Source organism: Lysobacter sp. M2-1 (assembly GCF_022662495.1).
Classification (GTDB): Bacteria; Pseudomonadota; Gammaproteobacteria; order Xanthomonadales; family Xanthomonadaceae; genus JAKPBU01.
The window spans coordinates 724,256-743,364 of record NZ_JAKPBU010000001.1; the positions used below are offsets into that span (position 1 = coordinate 724,256).

Annotated in this window: 14 protein-coding genes; 3 read left to right on the forward strand and 11 right to left on the reverse strand. The window is 68.7% G+C overall.

From position 1 onward, the window contains the following. Positions 1-34 precede the first annotated feature (34 nt). From ung to rhlB, 5 genes are all read right to left on the reverse strand, one after another. Positions 35-760 (reverse strand): uracil-DNA glycosylase, encoded by a 726-nt coding sequence (gene ung / locus MC375_RS03215; protein WP_242101834.1) that lies wholly within the window; start codon positions 758-760, stop codon positions 35-37. 55 nt (positions 761-815) lie between these two features. Further along, positions 816-1,691, reverse strand: coding sequence for a response regulator (locus MC375_RS03220; RefSeq protein WP_242101837.1), 876 nt, complete (start codon positions 1,689-1,691; stop codon positions 816-818). A gap of 125 nt (positions 1,692-1,816) precedes the next feature. Further along, on the reverse strand, positions 1,817-2,719 hold the full coding sequence (gene ftsX / locus MC375_RS03225; RefSeq protein ID WP_242102940.1) for a permease-like cell division protein FtsX: 903 nt from the start codon (positions 2,717-2,719) through the stop codon (positions 1,817-1,819). 135 nt (positions 2,720-2,854) lie between these two features. After that, on the reverse strand, positions 2,855-3,544 hold the full coding sequence (ftsE, locus tag MC375_RS03230; RefSeq protein WP_242101838.1) for a cell division ATP-binding protein FtsE: 690 nt from the start codon (positions 3,542-3,544) through the stop codon (positions 2,855-2,857). 183 nt (positions 3,545-3,727) lie between these two features. Further along, entirely contained in the window at positions 3,728-5,476 is a 1,749-nt protein-coding gene (rhlB, locus tag MC375_RS03235) for an ATP-dependent RNA helicase RhlB (RefSeq protein ID WP_242101839.1), read from the reverse strand. A 221-nt stretch (positions 5,477-5,697) separates the two neighbouring features. Between rhlB and trxA the strand changes: the two genes are divergently transcribed. Together trxA and rho are read left to right on the forward strand one after the other, a co-directional pair. Further along, entirely contained in the window at positions 5,698-6,024 is a 327-nt protein-coding gene (gene trxA / locus MC375_RS03240) for a thioredoxin TrxA (RefSeq protein WP_242101840.1), read from the forward strand. A 234-nt stretch (positions 6,025-6,258) separates the two neighbouring features. Further along, positions 6,259-7,908: a transcription termination factor Rho gene (gene rho, locus MC375_RS03245; RefSeq protein WP_242101841.1), complete on the forward strand. Its 1,650-nt coding sequence runs from the start codon at positions 6,259-6,261 to the stop codon at positions 7,906-7,908. An 84-nt stretch (positions 7,909-7,992) separates the two neighbouring features. Here the strand turns inward: rho and MC375_RS03250 are convergent, their stop codons facing one another. After that, complete coding sequence (locus MC375_RS03250; protein WP_242101843.1) at positions 7,993-9,795, reverse strand: XVIPCD domain-containing protein; 1,803 nt, start codon at positions 9,793-9,795, stop codon at positions 7,993-7,995. Positions 9,796-10,036: 241 nt separating this feature from the next. Continuing rightward, entirely contained in the window at positions 10,037-10,951 is a 915-nt protein-coding gene (locus MC375_RS03255) for an energy transducer TonB (RefSeq protein WP_242101844.1), read from the reverse strand. 44 nt (positions 10,952-10,995) lie between these two features. Here MC375_RS03255 and MC375_RS03260 point away from each other — a divergent pair, with 44 nt between their 5' ends. Beyond that, entirely contained in the window at positions 10,996-12,810 is a 1,815-nt protein-coding gene (locus tag MC375_RS03260) for a monovalent cation:proton antiporter-2 (CPA2) family protein (protein WP_242101846.1), read from the forward strand. An 80-nt stretch (positions 12,811-12,890) separates the two neighbouring features. On the opposite strand, the gene MC375_RS03265 is transcribed toward MC375_RS03260, so the two are convergent. The 4 genes from MC375_RS03265 to MC375_RS03280 form a co-directional block, all read right to left on the reverse strand. Continuing rightward, positions 12,891-16,193, reverse strand: a complete 3,303-nt coding sequence (locus tag MC375_RS03265) for an ankyrin repeat domain-containing protein (RefSeq protein WP_242101847.1) — start codon at positions 16,191-16,193, stop codon at positions 12,891-12,893. Next, complete coding sequence (locus tag MC375_RS03270) at positions 16,186-16,458, reverse strand: YcgL domain-containing protein (RefSeq protein WP_242101849.1); 273 nt, start codon at positions 16,456-16,458, stop codon at positions 16,186-16,188. The genes MC375_RS03265 and MC375_RS03270 overlap by 8 nt, the downstream gene beginning before the upstream one ends. A gap of 93 nt (positions 16,459-16,551) precedes the next feature. Beyond that, positions 16,552-17,559, reverse strand: coding sequence for a cytochrome d ubiquinol oxidase subunit II (gene cydB / locus MC375_RS03275; RefSeq protein WP_242101850.1), 1,008 nt, complete (start codon positions 17,557-17,559; stop codon positions 16,552-16,554). Then, entirely contained in the window at positions 17,559-18,977 is a 1,419-nt protein-coding gene (locus MC375_RS03280) for a cytochrome ubiquinol oxidase subunit I (RefSeq protein WP_242101851.1), read from the reverse strand. The genes cydB and MC375_RS03280 overlap by 1 nt, the downstream gene beginning before the upstream one ends. Positions 18,978-19,109 lie beyond the last annotated feature (132 nt).

Genomic DNA, 19,109 nt, shown 5'->3' on the forward strand with positions numbered 1-19,109 from the left:
TTCCTTTCCCCGGCCTGTGTCGTGGCCTTGAACCTCAGGTGGGGCCGGAGGATGGCGCGGTCAAGGCCGCGGCCGGGGGCAGAGCCCAGTCGATCGGGGTCTGGCCGTTGCGGACCAGGTATTCGTTCGCGGCCGAGAAATGGCCGCAGCCGATGAAACCCCGGTGGGCCGAGAGCGGAGACGGGTGCGGCGCCCGCAGCACCCGATGCCGGCTGGTGTCGATCACCGCCCCCTTTTTCTGTGCGTAGCTGCCCCAGAGCATGAACACCAGATGCTCCCGCTCGCGGTTGAGGGCCTCGACGATCGCATCGGTGAAACCCTCCCAGCCCTTGCCCTGGTGGGCGCCGGCGCGCCCTTCCTCGACCGTCAGCACCGCGTTGAGCAGCAGCACCCCCTGTTCGGCCCAATGGGTCAGGCAGCCATGGCCCGGCGGCCGGATCCCGAGGTCGCGCTGCAGCTCCTTGTAGACGTTCTCCAGGGACGGCGGCACCGCCGTGCCCGGCTGCACCGAGAAGCACAGCCCGTGCGCCTGGCCGAAGCCGTGATACGGGTCCTGGCCGAGGATCACTACCTTGACCCGGTCGAAGGGCGTTGCGTCGAGCGCGGCGAAGATCTGCGGGCCGGGCGGGAAGATGCGTGCGCCCGCCGCCTTGCGCTCGCGCAGGAAGGCGGACAGCGTCTGCATGTCCTCACGCAGCAGGTAGTCGCCGAGGCGCGCCTTCCACGAAGGTTCGAGTTTGATCCGGTCCGCGCCGGTCATGGGGCGGCGAAGCGGCTATCCGCCCGCGGCTGCGCACCGCGGCCGGCCTCGCGGGTCATGCGCCCATTTCCTTCTGTTCCGGCATCGCCGCCACGCGCAGCTGGAACAGGAGCTTGGTCACCAGCAGGCGCTCCTCGATCGGCTTGAGCACCAGGTCGTTGGCGCCCTCGCGCAGCAACGCACCCTGTTTCTCGCGGTTGTCGTCGCCGGTCATGACCAGGACCGGCAACCGGCGCTTGCCGTAGCCGAAAGCGCTGCGGATCTGCGAGAGCAGTTCGCGCCCGCTGAGCACGCCTTTCAGGTATACGTCGCTGAGCACGATGTCGACGCCGACGTCGCTCCCGAGCTCGGCGCCGGTTTCGCGATCGCGCTTGGGGCGGTGCTCGTGCAGGTATTCGAGCGCATCTTCGGCGCTGAGCACGTGCACCACTTCCAGGCCCTGCGCGGCCAGGATCCGCTTTGTCGCTGCCGCCACCGTGCGACTGTCCTCCACATACAGGACGCGCGCTCCGGCAATCGGCTGCGGACGGACATAACCGCGCACGAACGCGGCCAGCGCCTGGTGCCCGAGCGCCTTGTCGAAATAGTCGGTCACGTCTTCGCCCAGGCTGCGGGCTTCCAACCGCGACTGGGCCTCGCCCGAGACCACGATCACCGGCACATAGGCCTGGCCGGAAGCGGTCCGGACGGCGCGCGCGACGGCCTCGCCATCGCCGTCGGGCAGCGACAGGGCGGTCGTCACGAGGTCCACCGGCGCCGCGGCCAGCGCGGCCTGCGCCTCGGTCAGGCCTGCGCAGGCAATGATTTCGGCTTCCGGCAGTTCCTTGCGCAGGACATCACCGATCAGCTTGCGGACCAGCTTCGAACCGTCAACCACCATGACCCGCGGATTGCCGCTGACGAGATGGTTGATGTCGTGGGGCGCGGCCATGCGGGCAGTTTAACGGCGGGTGATGCACAACGCGCTTTCCATGAGCGCACGCCGTGCGGATCCGTCTACCCGTTGCATGCGCCACGTACATGACCCAGCCAGTCCAGTTCGTGGTCTGCGGCGGATCAGGTTTCCGTCGGTCGCGTCTGCCGCAGGAAATGACCGGTCACCAGGCCCGCGCCGAACCAGCCCAGCAGCGCTGCGCCGATGACCACGCCTGCCGCGTGTGCCGGCGTGAAGCCCTGCAGGCTGAACCGGCTGCCGTAGGCGGCGGCCAGTTCGACGATTGGCGGCTGCAGCGCCAGCGCCGCCAGCGTGAGCAGACCCACGGCGAGGGCCCCGGCCGCCAGCCCATACCAGGCGCCCAGGTACAGGAAGGGTCGGCGGATGAAGCCGTCGCTGGCACCGAGCAGCTGCAGCACGCCGATTTCCTCGCGTCGCGACTGGATGTCCAGGCGCACTGTGTTGCCGACCACCAGCAGCGCTCCGAGCCCCAGCAGCGCCGCCAGCACCCAGGCCACGCGATTGCCGAACCGGAGCCAGCCATCCAGCCGCTGCCGCCACTGGGCGTCGTGCTGCACCAGATCGGCTTCGGGCAGGGTACGCAATGAGTCGGCGAGCAAGGTTTCGTCGCCTTTCGGCACTACCACCAGCACGCTGGGCAGCGGATTGTCGCCGGCGGCATCGATCGCCTCGGCCAGGCCGCTGCGCTCGCGCAGTTCCTGCAGGCCTTCCTGCGGGGTCTTCAGCGTGACCTGGGCGATGTCGCCGCGCGCGCGCAGGCGTTGCGCGAGTGCGCGGGCCTGAGCCAGCCCGATCTCCGGCTTCAGGAACACGCTGATCTCGCGCGAAGCCTGCACGCTTCCGGAAAACCGTTCGATGTTGCCGAGCACCTGCCAAAGCCCCACCGGCAGCGCCAGCGCCAGCGCCATCACCGAGATCGTCAAGAGCGCGGCCAGCGGTTTGCGCGCGATCCGGCCGAGGCTGGCGAGGAAACTGAAGGCGTGATGGTCGAGCCAGGCGCCCATTGGCGACGCATGGATCCGGCGCGCATCTTCGCGTTGTTCGCGTGCGGCCCGGACGGGATCACTCATCGGCCAGATCCTCCGGTGCGTCCTTCGACTCCGCGGGCTCCGCCCACTACGCTCAGGACAAACGGATGGCTACTCATCAGCCAGATCCTCCGGCGAGATGTCGTCGACCAGATGGCCATGATCGAGCACCAGTACCCGCTTCTTCATGCGCTTCACCAGACCCAGATCGTGGCTCGCGACCAGCACGCTGGTGCCGCGCTCGGGCAAGGAGGAGAACAACGCCATGATCTCGGCCGACAAGGTCGGGTCGAGATTGCCGGTGGGTTCGTCGGCCACAAGCAGACGCGGTTCGCCCACCACCGCGCGGGCGATGCCGACGCGCTGCTGCTCGCCGGCCGAAAGCTGGGTCGGCAGGGCACGCTCGCGCGCGCCCAGGCCGAGGCGTTCGAGCGCGCTGCGCACGCGCTTGCCGATCTCCGCGCGCCTCATGCCGCGCAGTACCAGCGGCAGTGCGATGTTCTCGAACACGCTGCGGTCGGTCAGCAGTCGGTGATCCTGGAACACCACGCCCACCTCGCGTCGGTGCAGCGGAATCCGGCCACCGCGCACCTTGAGCAGGTTGCGTTCGCCAAACAGGACCGCGCCACGGCTCGGCCGTTCTGACAGATGGATGAGCTTGAGCAGCGTGCTTTTGCCGGCGCCCGAATGCCCGGTGATGAACAGCATTTCGCCCTGTGCGATCTCGAAGCTGACGTCGGCCAGCGCGACATGCCCGCCGGGGTACTGCTTGCTGACGTTGTCGAAGCGCAGAACGCTCATCGGCCGGGATTCGAGTGCGTGGGAGATCGCGATCGCGCAATCTTACCTGCCGCCCTCGCCTGGGACGCCAATACCTGCCCTATCCGGCCCGAACCAATCCAGGCCAGGCGTGTGCGCTGCGAACACGCTTGCGTTCGATGAGCCAACGCGCGCACTTCACATGGGGCGGAGCCGAACCCGCCTTCAGTGCTGGTTGCTCGGGGAGCGGGTGACCAGTGACTTCAGTCCACGTCCCAGGCGCGAAAGCAGGGACGGCTTGCCTTCGGGCGACGCCGTCGGCGGCGTGGACGCCTGTCGCAACGCGGGTACGCGCGAAGCGGGCGTCGGCAGCTCGCGCGCGGGCGCGGAACCGCCTGCCGCCTCGCCTTCGATGCGCATGCCTCCGCGCCGGCGGCGGCGCTTGCGCGGTGCGCGCTCGCCTTCCGCCGCTGCAGCTGCGGTCGCGGCGGGCGCGTCGTCGCGCACCGGTGCGGCGGCATCCCGCGGCTTGCGCGACGGTCGTGAGGCGGTCGCTTCGGCGCCTGAGGCGACGCTTTCACCCGTGCGTGGACGCTCGCGCCGCGGCGCGCCGTCGCGGCGGCTCTCGCTGCGGCCTCCGCGACCCGGTCCTGCGCCCGTTCCCCGGCTGCGCGGGCCACCGCGCTTGGCCTCGTCCGCGGCGCGCTGTTCGCGCGCCTCGCGGAAGATCGTGCTGACGCTCTCCTCGCCTTCTTCGCCGGGTTCTGCGGCTACTGGAGCACGCGGCGTGCGCGGGAGCGCGGTCATCAGTTCACGCGTGACCGGTTCGGACGGGATCTTCTGCTCGATGAAGCGCTCGATGTCGGGCAGCGACATGGCGTAGCGCTCGCAGGCGAAGCTGATCGCATCGCCCTCCGCGCCCAGGCGCGCGGTGCGGCCGATGCGGTGCACGTAGTCTTCGGCATCGAACGGCAGGTCGTAGTTGTAGACATGGCTCACGCCATCGATATGCAGGCCGCGCGCGGCTACGTCGGTGGCGACGAGGATCTCGAGCTGGCCGGCCTGGAACTTCTTGAGCAGCGTCTCGCGCTTTTTCTGCGGGACGTCCCCGGAGAGCACCGCGACACGGTAGCCAGCCTTCTCCAGCGCGCGCGCCACGCGTTCGACGAAGGCCTTGGTGTTGACGAACACCATGGTGCGCGCACCCTCGCTGCGCGAGAGCAGCCCGAGCAGCAACGGCAGCTTCTCCTCGTCGGCCGGGTAGTAGATCTTCTGCCGCACCCGCGCCGCGGTGACGGTTTCGGTCTCCACCACCAGCTTTTCCGGCTCGTTCATGTGCTCGTAGGCGAGTTCGAGCACCCGGTGCGACAAGGTCGCCGAGAACAGCAGGGTCTGCCGCTCGGTGCGGATCGGCATGCGCCGCAGCAGGAAGCGGATGTCCTTGATGAAGCCGAGGTCGAACATCCGGTCGGCCTCGTCCAGCACGCAGATCTCGCAGGCGTGCAGGGACACGACCTTGTGCTGCTTGACGTAGTCGATCAGCCGCCCCGGGGTGGCGATGATCACATCCGCGCCGGCCTGCAGCAGGGCGCGCTGCTTGTCGTAGTCGACGCCGCCGTAGACCAAGGCGAATTTCAGTCCCAGATCGGACGCGAACTTCACCGCATCCTTGTGGATCTGGATCGCCAGCTCGCGGGTCGGTGCGAGGATCAGCGCGCGCGGATCCTCGGGCTTGCGTTCGGCCAGTGCCGGGCGCTGCAGCAGGCGGTTGATCACCGTGATCAGGAAGGCGAGGGTCTTGCCGGTACCGGTCTGCGCCTGGCCGGCGACGTCGCGTCCGGACAGGGCCAGCGGCAGGGTCAGCGCCTGGATCGGCGTGCAGCGCAGGAAGCCGGCGGCTTCGAGACCGGCGAGCAGCGCCGGATGCAGGTCGAATTCGGAAAACGGAATGTCGGTAAGTGGTTTGTCGGTCATTCTTGGTTCGCGGCGCGCAGGAGTGCGGTTGCGCGCGATGCGGCGGTCGTGAGGACCGCCGAAGGGGGTAAGATGGCTACGAGGATCCGCGGACCGGCGCTTGAAAGCCGCCGCTCGAGCCCCAGATTCAGCGCCAAGTCTACCAGTCTCCCCGCCAGCCCCGCCGCCCGCCCGCCTGTTCACGGCTTTTCGCGGGCCGCCATCCCAACAGGAGCCCTTCCGTGAGCGACAAGGTCATCCACGCCACCGATGCCGATTTCGATGCCGCCGTGCTGCAGTCCGACGAGCCGGTGCTGGTCGATTTCTGGGCGCAGTGGTGCGGACCCTGCAAGATGATCGCCCCGGCCCTGGATGAGCTGGCGGACACCTATGCCGGCCGGGCCAAGGTGGTGAAGATCGATATCGACCAGAACCGTGCGACGGCGATGAAGTACCACGTGCGTTCGATCCCGATGCTGCTGCTGTTCAAGGACGGCCAGGTGCAGGCGACCCAGATCGGCGCGGTGGGCAAGGCGCAGCTCAGCCAGATGATCGATAAGGCGCTCTGATCCCCCGTGATCGGCTTGATGGTCCGCGGTCCCTGGGTCTCCCCGCCTGCTGCGCGGGTCGACATGCGGCCCCAGGCAAGATGAACGCTTCGCCCGCAACGCTTGCCCCCGCTTCCCGGCAGTGCTAGCTTTCCACTGACCCGGCGCTGACCTCCGCGCCGCACCCCTTCTCAAGATTCCCTTTCCTACATCGCTCGCATCCCGCGAGTGCTCGCCTCAGCGAGGATTTCCCGCTTGTCAGACAACATCCAAGATGCCGGCGAACCGGCTGCCAAGCGCGTGCGCAAGGCACGCGTGGCCAAGTCCGCCACTCCCACCGAATCGCTTTCTCCCGCAGCACCCGCGCCCGAGGCGCCTGCCGCGATGCCGCCGAGCGCGCCGCCTCCACCTCCGATGCCGAATGAATCCGCGCCTTCCGCCGACGCCAGCGGCCAGGGCGGCGATGCCGGTAACGATCGCGACCAGCAGGGCGGGCGCTTCAACAACAACCGTCGCGACCGCTTCCGCAACCGCCGCGACCGCCAGCGCGACCGCTTCCAGGACGGCCTGCCCCGCGACGACACCGGACAGGAACAGTTCGTGCCGCGATCGCCGCCGGCCAATATTCCCGAAGGGTTTCCGCAGTATTCGCTGAGCGACCTCAAGCGCATGCCGGCGCACAAGCTGCTCGACATCGCCGAGCAGCTGCAGATCCACGAGGGCGTGGCCCGCGCGCGCAAGCAGGACGTGATCTTCGCCTTGCTCAAGGTGCTCACCCGTCACGGCGAGGGCGTGGCCGCCGATGGCGTGCTGGAGATCCTGCCGGACGGCTTCGGCTTCCTGCGCGGCGCCGAAGCCAGCTATCTGGCCGGTCCCGACGATGTCTACATCTCGCCCTCCCAGATCCGCCGCTTCAACCTGCGCACCGGCGACCACCTGGCCGGCCGCATCCGCTGGCCGAAGGACGGCGAGCGCTACTTCGCGCTGGCCGTGGTCGACACGATCAACGGCGAACCGATCGAAGCCAGCAAGGGCAAGGTGCTGTTCGAGAACCTGACCCCGCTGTTCCCACGCAAGAAGTTCAAGCTCGAGCGCGGCGACGGCAGCAGCGAGGACATCACCGGCCGCATCCTCGATCTCATGGCGCCGCAGGGCAAGGGCCAGCGCGCACTGATCGTCTCGCCGCCCAAGGCGGGCAAGACGATGATGATGCAGCAGATCGCCACTGCCATCACCACCAACCATCCCGACGTGCACCTGATCGTGCTGCTGGTGGACGAACGGCCCGAGGAAGTCACCGAGATGCAGCGCACGGTGCGCGGCGAAGTGGTGTCCTCCACCTTCGACGAACCCGCCGCACGCCACGTGCAGGTGGCCGAGATGGTAATCGAGCGCGCCAAGCGCCTGGTCGAGCACAAGAAGGATGTGGTGATCCTGCTCGACTCGATCACCCGCCTGGCGCGTGCGTACAACAACGTGGTGCCGTCGTCGGGCAAGGTCCTGACCGGTGGCGTGGACGCCAACGCGCTGCACCGACCCAAGCGCTTCTTCGGCGCCGCCCGCAACGTCGAGGAAGGCGGCTCGCTCACCATCATCGCGACCGCGCTGGTCGATACCGGCAGCGCCATGGACAAGGTGATCTACGAGGAATTCAAGGGCACCGGCAACTCCGAAGTGCACCTGGACCGCCGCATCAGCGAGAAGCGCGTTTACCCTGCGATCAACGTCAACGCTTCGGGTACCCGCCGCGAGGACCTGCTGATCGACCCCGACCTGCTGCAGAAGATCTGGATCCTGCGCAAGCTGCTGCATCCGATGGACGAGCTGGCGGCGATGGAGTTCCTGCTCGACAAGATGAAGAGCACCAAGTCGAACGACGAGTTCTTTGCTTCGATGAAGCGCTGAGTTCGAGCGCACGACAGCAGAACGCCCCGCAATGCGGGGCGTTCTACGTTGGATGATGGCAATCCGCGAATTGCTGCCGCCGTTTCACATGCCGCGCTGGATGGCATCGTGGCGTGCCTGCGCAGCGTCGGCCTGCGTCAGCACCACCACCGGATTGGCAGCCGCCATCCTGCTGCTTGCCTCGATGCTCTGCTTGAGCGCGGCGTCCAGTTCGATCGACACGATCTGCCGGGATTCCGATTGCGGATTGCTGACGGCGAGCAGGTGAGTGCCGGCCTTGTTCATCACCAGCGCGTCGACAGGAAGCTGGCCCGTCGCCGCGACCACAGCCGCCGCCACCCGCTTGTGCTGCTCCTCGTCCAATGCGCGGCCGTCGACCTGCAAACCCCCGACACCCTTCACTTTGCCCAGCATGTCATTGAACCGGGCGTGCAACTGGTTGCCGGTACTGGTCAGGATGCCGCCCACCCGCAGCACCTCATCGACAGTGCCGCCGAGCTGGTTGGTGTTGCGCTCGGCGCCGGCGCGCGCCGCGCCCTCGAGCAGGTAGCTGCCGCGGGTGCGATCGCCGTCGCGGTCGCGCACATAACGTTTGGTGTCGTCGATTTCGTGCTGCAGGAAGTCGCGCGCGCTGCCCTTGGCGGCGCGGGCCAGTTCGGCTGCATGCTCCTTGCCAAGACCGTCGAGCCTCCCGGTCGCCAACGCATCGACCATCGAATCGGGTTCCACCTTGCCCTTGAGGAAGGCGAGGAAGCGCTGCCGCGTTTCGGGACTACCGCCGAGCAGCTCCAGGACGCGACTGGACGTGGACGCCGCATTGCCGGGATCGGTTGGCATGCCCGCGATCTGTCGCATCGTGGCGCTGACGAACTGTTTGGGTTCGATGCCTTCGGCGCCCGGAAACCGCGCGCGGAATTCGTCCCACTGTGGCTGCAGCAGCGCCTCGCGTGCCTTCTTGATCAGCTCGTACGCGCCCGCGGCGAAGGCGACGATGGCCATGCCCGCGGGCGCGACTCCGATCAGCCCCGCGACCAGGCCGGAGTTGCGGGCACCAAACATCAGGGCGAGGTTGCCGATTTCCCCCGCCACCTGGAAGCCGGCGGAGAGCAGGTTGAAGGCGGCGTCGACGCGCTGGTCGGTGTTGAGCGGTTTTCCGGTCAGCGGATCGCGGCCGTTGAAGACGCGTTCCGCCTCCCGGCCGATGGTCTTGGCATCGCTGGCAACGCCCTTGATCGCGGTGTAGCGCTCGAGGATCTTCGCCGCCTCGCGCTCCTTGCCCATGCGCGTGGCGAATTCGAGCACCGTGCGCAGCGCGACCGCATCGACCGGCTGGCCTGCGGCACTCGCCGCCTGGCCAGCCCTGATCGCGGCATCGATCGCCTCGAGGGTGCGCGCGACATCGCTCTGGCCCTGGGTCGTCGCCAGAGACCTGAGTTGCGCGATGCTGGCATCGAGTGGAGGCGGCGGCGCGTCGCGCCTGCTGCTCCAGTCGCCCGCATACGCCAGCAGCGAACGTTGCAGCTGCGCCGGCATCGCCGCGGCGTAGCCATGAAACGGTGGCGCAACGCGACCGTCGTCGCGCGATTCCCCCTGCTGCAGCTTCCAGACCAGGGCGTCGTTGCCAAGCGGACCGGTATCGGCGGCGACCGATGCGACGGTCGCATCGAGCGTGTCCTCGTCGACCACCTTGCCGTTGCGTTGCAGGGCATCGGCTACGACCGCGCGCAGCACGGTCCGACGGGGCCATGCTTCGTCGGACGGCAACAGCACCGTGTAGTCCGACGGCACAGCGACCGGCGCATCCTGGCCTGCATACCTGCGCAGGATCTGGCTGTCGGAAGAGGAAGGATCGCCGGCGATGCCGGCCCGATCGACGACTGCGTCCATTTCGGTGTTCCCTGTCGTTGTGCGTGCCCGCCGACCCGGGTTGCCCGAGCCAGCCGTCCGATGGCGATGCTCCGTTCCGTGGAACATCCCGCTACGCCCGGGCATCCTGCCGGGGTATCGCTATATTTACTCCAAAAATGCCGCGCTGACCATGCCGGCGCGCCATCGACTGCAAACCCTGCGGACTTCGCGAGCAGTTGCATCCTCTGCGCAACTGCAGCCGCGCCATGCGACCTGAAAATCAGCCCTGAGAGGGCGTCACCAGCCTCGGGCCCTTGCCGACTTGATACAGGCCGCCAGCGATCATCGCATCGGGATTCTGCATGGCCTCGTCTGCGTCGATCCAGGCAGGACGCGCCTGCGGGCCGGGAATGTAAGCGTCCCATTGTCCATAAGCGGGTTCCTTCTGACTCCTGAGAAGGAAGGCGACCGGCACGCGTAGGCTCCAAAACGAATCGTCGGCCGATTCGCCGCGCGTGGGAATGCGGAACTTCCATTTGCGCGCGGCATCCATGCTGGCTTCGGCCAGCCACTTGCGGGATTGCTCCATCTGCCGTTCGTTGCCGAGGACGGTGAGGTTGATCTGCTCGACGACCAAGTCCTCGACCGTACCCTGCCGGCCGATCTTCAGCACCAGGTAGACCGTGCCGCTGACGTTGCGCATGGCAGCGTCCATGGGATATTCGGGTGGCCGCATCTTCTCTTTCGTGACGCTTTCTGCGTCATCACCGCCTTGTTCGCCGAAGCTCGTGCTCGCGATGCGCAGCTGGTAATTCCCGTTCTCCAGTTTCCGCGCAGCCACGCGCACGCCCATCTTGGCCCGCGCCTTCACCGGCTTGCCGCCCAGCAGCACCGGCTCGAAGCGCATCTCCGTCGCAGCTTTCGTTACGAGATCGCGCACGAACCCCGGCAGTTTTTCCGGTTGATCCAGCCGGTGGCCGATGGCTGCACCGTCGATGCCGATATCGATGGTGCCCGTGACCAGCATGCTGTTCTCGATGGTCTTGCGCACGTCGGCCTTGGTGTCGGCGGCATCCGCGACGAAGGTACCTGCCAGCAGTGTCAGCAGCAGCACGAGCCTGAGTTTCATGTTTCGTCCCCGTCGGCCTTTCCGCTTGACCGGCGGCAGGATAACGCCGTCCACGGTCGGATGCATGGGGACTCCTGATCCGGCAGGCATAATCCGACACGGAGGTGCCCATGCACGGCGGTGGACTCGAACTGGCCCTGGTATTCCTGCTGGCCGCGGTGATCGCGGTGCCGGTGTTCAAGCGTTTCGGGCTGGGCGCGGTGCTGGGCTATCTGGCGGCCGGTGCGGCGCTTGGGCCCAACGGAATCGGCGTGATCCGCGATGCCGAACGGGTGCTCACCGCCAGCGAGATCGGGGTGGTGATGATGCTGTTCGTCATCGGCCTGGAACTGTCGCTGCCGCGGCTGAAGGTGATGCGCAAGCCGGTGTTCGGAGTCGGCGGGTTGCAGGTGGCCCTGAGCGGACTGGCGCTATGCGCGCTGGGCATGATGCAGGGCCTGGGCTGGAAGGCCGCGCTGGTGATCGGCCTGGGCCTTGCACTTTCCTCCACCGCGGTCGGCCTGCAGCTGCTGGCCGAGCGCAAGGAACTGGGCACCGATCACGGGCGCCTGGCCTTCGCCATCCTGCTGTTCCAGGACCTCGCGGCGATTCCGCTGCTGGCCGCGATCCCGCTGCTGGGCAACGTGGCCAACCCCGATGCCGGCGAAACGCCCTGGCTGGCCATCGCCAAGGCGGTGGGCGCGATCGCCCTGCTGGTGTTTGGCGGGCGGGTGCTGCTGCGCCAGGTGTTCCGGATCGTGGCGCGCACCGGCATGCCCGAGGTGTTCACCGCGACCGCGCTGCTGATCGTGCTCGGCAGCGCCTGGCTGATGCAGATCGCGGGGCTGTCCGCGGGACTGGGCGCGTTCCTGGCCGGCGTTTTGCTTGCGGATTCCGAATTCAGGCACGAACTCGAATCGCAGATCCAGCCCTTCGAGGGCCTGCTGCTCGGTCTGTTCTTCATGGCCGTGGGCATGAGCATCGACCTGCGCCAGGTCGCCGCCGAACCTGCCGCGATCGCCGTCGGCGTGGCTGTGCTGATGGCGGTCAAGTTCGCACTCCTGTTCGCACTGGGGCTCAAGCCCGGCGGCCTGGACGCGCGCGGCGCCCTGATGCTCGGCAGCGTGCTGGCGCTGGGCGGCGAATTCGCCTTCGTCGTGTTCGCCGAAGCGGACAAAGCCGGCCTGCTCGACGCCGGCGCGCGCGCCCGGCTGGTGGCCATGGTGGGTGTTTCCATGGCGCTCACGCCCCTACTGCTCATCGGCATGACCCGCCTGGTCAAGCGCAAGGGCGAAAAGAAGAAATCCGCGCGCGCCTACGACGAGATTCCCGACGACCATCCTCAGGTGCTGATCGCCGGCTTCGGCCGCTTCGGCCAGATCGTCGCGCGGCTGCTGCAGTCGCAGCGGATCAAGTTCGTCGCGATCGAACACGATGCCGAGCAGGTGGACTTCTTCCGGCGCTTCGGCAACCCGGTCTATTACGGCGATCCGGCCAAGCCGGACCTGCTGCGCGCGGCGGGTGCGGCCAACATCAAGGTCTTCGTGATCGCGGTGGATACGATCGAAGCCAGCCTGCGCACCACGCGCCTGATCCGGCGCAGCTATCCCGAGGCGAAAGTCTACGCGCGCGCGCGCGATCGCCGCCACGCCTGGCAGCTGATGGACCTGGGCGCGATCGCGGTGCGCGAAACCTTCGCCTCAAGCCTGGAACTGGGGCGCGAGGTGATGATCGCGCTGGGCATGGATTCGCAGCTGGCCGAGGAACGCGCCAACCGCTTCCGCGAACACGACGAGCGGGTGTTGGCCGCGCAGCACCTGGTCTACGACGACGAGGACGCGCTGCGCCAGACCGCAAAGGATGCGCGTGCCGAGCTGGAGCAGTTGTTCGAGGCCGACCGCGGCGAAGGCGTCCTGGGTCAGGTCGGCGGCAAGGGCGTGCAATAGCCTGACCGGTCTGCCGGAGTTGCACCGCCGGTTCGATACGCGCTGCAACCTTGGCCCGGTAAGACGGGCGGGCGCTGCAGTCAGCGCGGCTCGCGCAGGAACCTGGCCATCGACACGCCCGGCTGGCCTGGCTCGAACTCGGCGGCGACATCGACGAAACCGCGCATCACCGCGATCTCGCGGGGAATCCGGTTGAGCGCGTCGCGCTGGTCGGGATCGGCACCTGCGCGCAGTAGCAGCTGGGTTACGCGCAGCAGTCCGTGCAGGGCGGACAGATGCAGTGGACCGAATCCGCGCGGGTCGCGGGCATCGAGCGACACCTCTTCGTCCAGCAGGCGCTCCAGGCCGGCGAGGACCACTTCCTCGTCGCAGGCGGTGCCCGGTTCGGCGCGCGCGCCGAGCAGCAGCAGCAGCGGGGTGACGTTGCCGGCGGCGGGCGCATCGGGTTCGCCGCCGGCAAGCAGCAGGGTGTCGAGCAGCGCCAGCAGGCGCGTCCGGTCCCGCGCGGTGAATCCGTACAGCGCCGCGCAATGCAACGGCGTGAGTCCCTGCGCGTCGCCCGCCTGCACGTTGGCGCCGGCGCCGAGCAGGCGCGCGCATACATCCGGCAGGCCGAGCGCCGCGGCCAGCATCAGCACGGTCACCTCGCCCGGCAGGCGATGCTCCAGGCCGGCGCCCGCGTCGAGCAGGCGCTCGACGATCTCGCCCTGGCGCATGCTCACCGCGGCCGACAGCGGCGTCGCGCCGGTGTTGGCCGCGCGCTGCGGATCGGCGCCGCGCGCCAGCAGCAGGTCCACGGTGGCGCGATGGCCGCCGCCGGCTGCACGCAGCAGGGCGCTGCAGCCCTGCGCATCGGGCGTGTCGATCGGGAAGCCGAGGTCGAGCAGGCGACGCACCGCATCGGCATCGCCGACGATCGCAGCGGCCGGCAGATCGGTGGCCTGCAGCGCGCGCCTGGGCAACGGCCAGCCGCGCCAGTCCAGCCAGTCGGCCAGGTCGCGGCGGCCGGCCGACAGCGCCACGCCCAGCGGCGTCTGCCCATCGGCCGCGCGCACATCGGGGTTGGCGCCATGCGCCACCAGCGATTTCAGCGCCGATTCGCGCCCCAGCGCCGCGGCCAGATGCAGCGCGCTCATGCCGCGGCTGTCGCGCGCATCCAACGACACGCCGCTTGCGAGCAGGCGTTGGGCGAGCCGGGTCCAGCCCAGTCGCACCGCAAGCGCGAGCGGTGGATCGCCGCCTGGCGAGGGCGCAAACGGATCCGCGCCGCGCTCGAGCAGTTCGATCGCGACGCGCTCGAAGCCGCGGGCGGCGTGGTCGCCGCCGGCGCAGGCGCCGAGGAAGCGCGCCAGTCCGCCGACGCCCGCGGGCGACACGCCTCGTCGCAGCAAGGCCTGCAGCGAGGCCAGCAAGGCCGGCCGCGCCAGCAGCTGGAAGATGGCCGTGTCGCCTCCGGCCGCGCGCACATCGGGGTTGACGCCCTGTCCCAGCAGCCACTCCAGACCGGCCGGCCATGTGAGCGCGACTTCCTCGCCCAGCAGCGCGCCCAGTTCGTCCGGAGTCAACAGCCGCGCCAGCGCGGGATCGAGCGCGTCGGGATCCTGGCGTTCCAGCGCCTCGCCGAGCAGGGCGGCCGGCGGGCGGTCCGGCAGATGGAGTTGTCCTTCGGCTTCCCCGATGTCGGCCGCCTCGTCGCCGGCGACGCTGGCCGGCAGTGCATAACCGGGGTCGAGCGCAGACACCAACGACCAGCGCCCCGCCTCCGCCGCCAGATCGACCGCGCGCTTGCCCGACTTGTCGACATGTCCCGGATCCGCGCCCACTTCGAGCAGCCGGCGCACCACCGCCACCGATGGCGTGTCGCCCGCGCAGGCCAGCGCCAGAGCGCCGCGGCCTGCCTCGTCTTCAGCGGTGGCGTCTGCCTTGGCGGCAAGCAGCGCATCGACGGCGCCAAGCCGCCCGCCATACGCGGCATCGAGCAGCGGTGTGCGGCCGGCGGCATCGCTGGCGTGCACGTCCGCGCCAGCGGCCAGCAATGCGGCCATGATCTCGACATGGCCCGCCTGCGCGGCTTCGTGCAGGGCGCTGCGTCCGCGCGCATCCCGCGCATCGATCCTGGCCTTGTGCTTGAGCAGCAGCAACACGCCGGCGGCATCGTCCTCCTCGCTGCCCGCGGCGGAGAGCAGCGCAGGCGATGCGCCGTCGATCTCGGCCTTGGCGCCGCGCTCCAGCAGGAACCGCGCCAGGCGCCAGTTGCCGGCGGCGCAGGCGATGCCCAGCGGGGTCACCCCGTCGCGATTGCGCACGTCGAGTTCGGCCGCCGCATCGCGCAACAGCGCAGCGACGCCGGGATCTGAACTGCGCGCAGCGTGATGCAGAGGCGTGTTGCCCTCACCGTCGGCCGCGCGCGGGTCGGCGCCGTTGGTTAACAGTGTCATCACGGCTTCCGGACGCCCATGCCAGCTGTCGCGCGTCGCGGCCAGCAGCGGGGTCATCCCGGCATGGGCGGCATTGAGGTCGACGCCGCGTGCGATCAGCGCGCGCAGCAGCCGCAGGTCGGGCAGCACCGCGGCGAGCACCGCCAGGCTGCGCTGGTCGCGATCCTCCGGCGGCGGTAGCGCCTGCGGATCGGCGCCGGCGTCGAGCAGCTGCAGCGCGCGGTCGACCCGGCCGCCACGGGCGGCGGCGAACAGCGCGGCTTGCAGATCGCCCTCTTCCAGCGCGCTCGTTGCGGATTCATCCTCGTCGAAAGCATCAGCGTCGAAATCCTCGATCGCGAGCATGGCCAGCGACGCGGCGCGCGTGCGCTGGACCAGCCAGTGAAGCAACGGCCAGCCGGGTACGGCGGCAGCGGCCAGCCACCAGCGGCTCGTGGCGTCCAGCCCGCCCGGCCAGGCGAGCGCGCCGATCCACGCCAGGAGGGCCAGCACCGCAGCGGCCACGCCCAGACCGCGCCATGCACCGATTTCGCTCTCGCCCAGCGCGCGCCAGCGTTGCGCCAACCCGCCGCCATCGCGTTCGAGCGACTGCCACAGCGGCCAGGTGCGCCACAACCCGATCAATGCGATGCCGACTGCGGCGCTCAGCGCCAGCGCCGCGCCCGCGCCACCGCCTTCGCGTACCGCCGACAGCGGCCACCACAGCAGCAGGGCCAGCCCCGCCAGCGCCATGCCCCAGGCCATCAGCAGCGCAAACGCATCCTCGCGCGGATGGGTGGCGGTGGGCGCACGCCAGTACCGCAGCGCCAGCGCGATCGCCGGCTGCGCCAGCAATCCTCCCGCGGCGGCGATCACGCCGCCCAATCCGCCTGCGATCGCGCCCAACCCGCCGATCAGCGCGGCGACCGCGAAGGGACCACGGGCGCGCAATGTGGATTCAGGCATCGGTGCCCCAATCCTCGCCCAGCGGATCGGCTGCGGCGCTGGGCGGGAACTGCAGGTGGAAGCCGCGCGCGACCAGGTTCTCGCGGACCGCCGCGGGATCCTCACGCGCCAGCGTGCGATCGGGCGTCAGCTCCACGTCCAACACGAATGCCAACGGCCCCAGCTGCGTGCGCAGCGGCTCGGGCAGCCGGGAAAATCCATCGCGTTCAGCCAGGTACACGTAGGTGTCGGCCCTGCGCTGGCTCTTGTAGACGTAGGCGTGCATGCACCGGGGGCTGCGCGGATCAGTGCTGGATTGTGCGGGAAACCACGCAAGCGTGAAACCCGCCACATAGCGGATGTGCCGGAACACCAGGCGCTAGTGATAACCCGAATCCGCCGCGACCTTGCCCGCGAACACGCGATACGACCACCACGTGTAGCCCAGGATCACCGGCAACAGCAGCACCAGCCCGACCAGCACGAAACCCTGCGACGACGGCGGCGACGACGCCTGCCAGATGGTCAGCGCCGGCGGCACCAGGTAAGGCCAGATCCCGAACACCAGGCCCGCGAAACCCAGCACGAAAAAGCACAGGGTCAGGACGAAGGGTTTGGCGTCCCGACCGTCCTGCATCACCGCCAGCCACAGCGCGAAGGCGTTCACCAGCACCAGCACCGGTACCGGCGCAAGCCACCAGAAATTCCCGCCTTCGAACCAGCGCGCCATGATCCGGCTGTCGAGAAACGGCAGCCACGCGCTCACCAGGCCCATGAACACCACGACCACCAGCATCAGCGGACGTGCCAGCGTGCGTGCGGTGCGCTGCAGCGGCCCTTCGGTCTTCAGGATCAGCCAGCAGGCGCCGAGCAGCGCGTAGCCGAACACCACCGCAGCGCCGGTCAGCATCGAGAACGGGCTGAAGAATCCGAACATGCCGCCGGCGTACCTGCCTTCCTGCAACGGCATGCCTTCCACCACCGCGCCCAGGATCACGCCCTGCCAGAACGCCGCGCACAGCGAGCCGAGCGCGAACGCCCATCCCCACAGCGGCCTGGAAGCATGGGCCTTGAACCGGAACTCGAACGCCACCCCGCGGAACACCAGGGCGATCAGCATCAGCAGCACCGGCAGGTACAACGCGGAGAGGATCAGCGCGTAGGCCTTCGGAAACGCGGCCAGCAGGCCCGCACCGCCCAGCACCAGCCAGGTCTCGTTGCCGTCCCAGATCGGCGCGGCGGTATTCATCATGTGGTCGAGCTCGTGCTCGTCCTTGGCGAACGGGGCAAGGATGCCCAGCCCGAGCACGAAACCATCGAGCAACACGTACATCAGCACGCCGAAGCCGATCACGCCGAACCAGATCACGGGCAGCCAGTACTCCATCAGCCTCGCCCCTCCACCGGCTCATCGGGCAGCGACAGCGGCCGTGCCGGCGTTTTCTCGCCGCCTTCGGTGTCCTTGGGCGGCTGCGGCACCGGGCCGATCTTGAGCAGCTTGCGCAGGTACCAGACGCCTGCCCCGAAAATGAAGGCATAGGCCGCGGCGTACACGATCAGCGAGGACAGCACGGCCGCCGCGGCCACGTTCGGACTCACCGCATCGCTGGTACGCAACAATCCGTACACCACGTACGGCTGGCGTCCGATCTCGACCACGTACCAGCCGGCCAGCAGCGCGATGAACCCGGCCGGGCTGAGCCAGCGCCAGCCGTCGAGCAGCCAGCGCCCGCTTCGGGTATGTGTGTCGAACAGGCGTCCGCGCCGCCACGCCCGTAGCGAGGCCAGGGTGAGCAGCAGCATCGCCACGCCCAGGCCGACCATGATCCGGAACCCGTAGAACACCGGCGCGACCGGCGGTCGTTCCTCGCGCGGGACCGCGGTCAGGGGCTGGATTTCCCCATCCAGGGTGTGGGTGAGGATCAGGCTGCCCAGTTTTGGAATCGCCAGTTCGTAATCGTTGCGCTCTTGCGCTTCGTTCGGCACCGCGAACAGCACCAGCGGCACGCCCTGGCCGCCCCCTTCGTTATGCCAGTGGGCTTCCATCGCCGCGACCTTGGTCGGCTGGTGCTCGCCCACGTTGAGCCCGTGCAGATCGCCGGCGACGATCTGCAGCGGCACCGCGATCGCCGCGAATGCCACCGCATGCCGCAGCATGCGCTTGCCGGCTTCCACGTGCACGCCGCGCCGCAGGTACCACGCGCTCACTCCGCCGATCACGAAGCAGGTGGTGATGAACGCGGCCAGCACCATGTGCACCAGCCGGTACGGGAACGAGGGATTGAACACGATCGCCCACCAGTCGGCGGGGTGGAACACGCCATGCGCATCCAGGGTGTAGCCCTGCGGCGTCTGCATCCAGCTGTTGGCGGAGATGATCCAGAACGTGGAGATCAGCGTACCCAGCGCCACCATGCAGGTGGCCAGGAAATGCAGGCGATCGGACACGCGCTTCCATCCGAACAGCATCACGCCGAGGAAGCTGGCTTCCAGGAAGAATGCGGTCAGCACCTCGTAACTGAGCAGCGGACCGAGGATGTTGCCGGCCTTCTCGCTCAGCACCGCCCAGTTGGTGCCGAACTGGAAGCTCATCACGATGCCCGAGACCACGCCCATGCCGAAGGACACGGCGAAGATCTTCAGCCAGAAAAAATACAGGTCACGCCAGAGGGCGTCCTTGGTCCGCAGCCAGCGCCATTCGATGAAGGCCAGCCAGCTCGCCAGGCCGATGGTGAAGGCCGGGAACAGGATGTGGAACGAAATGACGAACCCGAACTGGATCCGTGAGAGCAACAGCGCATCCACGAAGCTACTCCGCAGCGGAGGGAACGCCGCGGGAGGATTATCTCATGCGAACCCGGGCGGGTACCGATCTGGTACGGCCGATGGGGCTGACGCGCGGCCTGCCCTTCGAGCCATTGCTTGTCGAGGATCGGA

Excerpts from the sequence above, each read along its gene's own strand:
- ftsX (WP_242102940.1), bottom strand. The coding sequence starts at position 2,719 with ATGGGCGCCTGGCTCGACCATCACGCCTTCAGTTTCCTCGCCAGCCTC.
- ftsE (WP_242101838.1), bottom strand. The coding sequence starts at position 3,544 with ATGAGCGTTCTGCGCTTCGACAACGTCAGCAAGCAGTACCCCGGCGGG.
- rhlB (WP_242101839.1), bottom strand. The coding sequence starts at position 5,476 with ATGACCGACAAACCACTTACCGACATTCCGTTTTCCGAATTCGACCTG.
- MC375_RS03265 (WP_242101847.1), bottom strand. The coding sequence starts at position 16,193 with ATGCCTGAATCCACATTGCGCGCCCGTGGTCCCTTCGCGGTCGCCGCG.
- ung (WP_242101834.1), bottom strand. The coding sequence starts at position 760 with ATGACCGGCGCGGACCGGATCAAACTCGAACCTTCGTGGAAGGCGCGC.
- MC375_RS03220 (WP_242101837.1), bottom strand. The coding sequence starts at position 1,691 with ATGGCCGCGCCCCACGACATCAACCATCTCGTCAGCGGCAATCCGCGG.
- cydB (WP_242101850.1), bottom strand. The coding sequence starts at position 17,559 with ATGGAGTACTGGCTGCCCGTGATCTGGTTCGGCGTGATCGGCTTCGGC.
- MC375_RS03250 (WP_242101843.1), bottom strand. The coding sequence starts at position 9,795 with ATGGACGCAGTCGTCGATCGGGCCGGCATCGCCGGCGATCCTTCCTCT.
- MC375_RS03270 (WP_242101849.1), bottom strand. The coding sequence starts at position 16,458 with ATGCACGCCTACGTCTACAAGAGCCAGCGCAGGGCCGACACCTACGTG.
- MC375_RS03260 (WP_242101846.1), top strand. The coding sequence starts at position 10,996 with ATGCACGGCGGTGGACTCGAACTGGCCCTGGTATTCCTGCTGGCCGCG.
- MC375_RS03255 (WP_242101844.1), bottom strand. The coding sequence starts at position 10,951 with ATGCATCCGACCGTGGACGGCGTTATCCTGCCGCCGGTCAAGCGGAAA.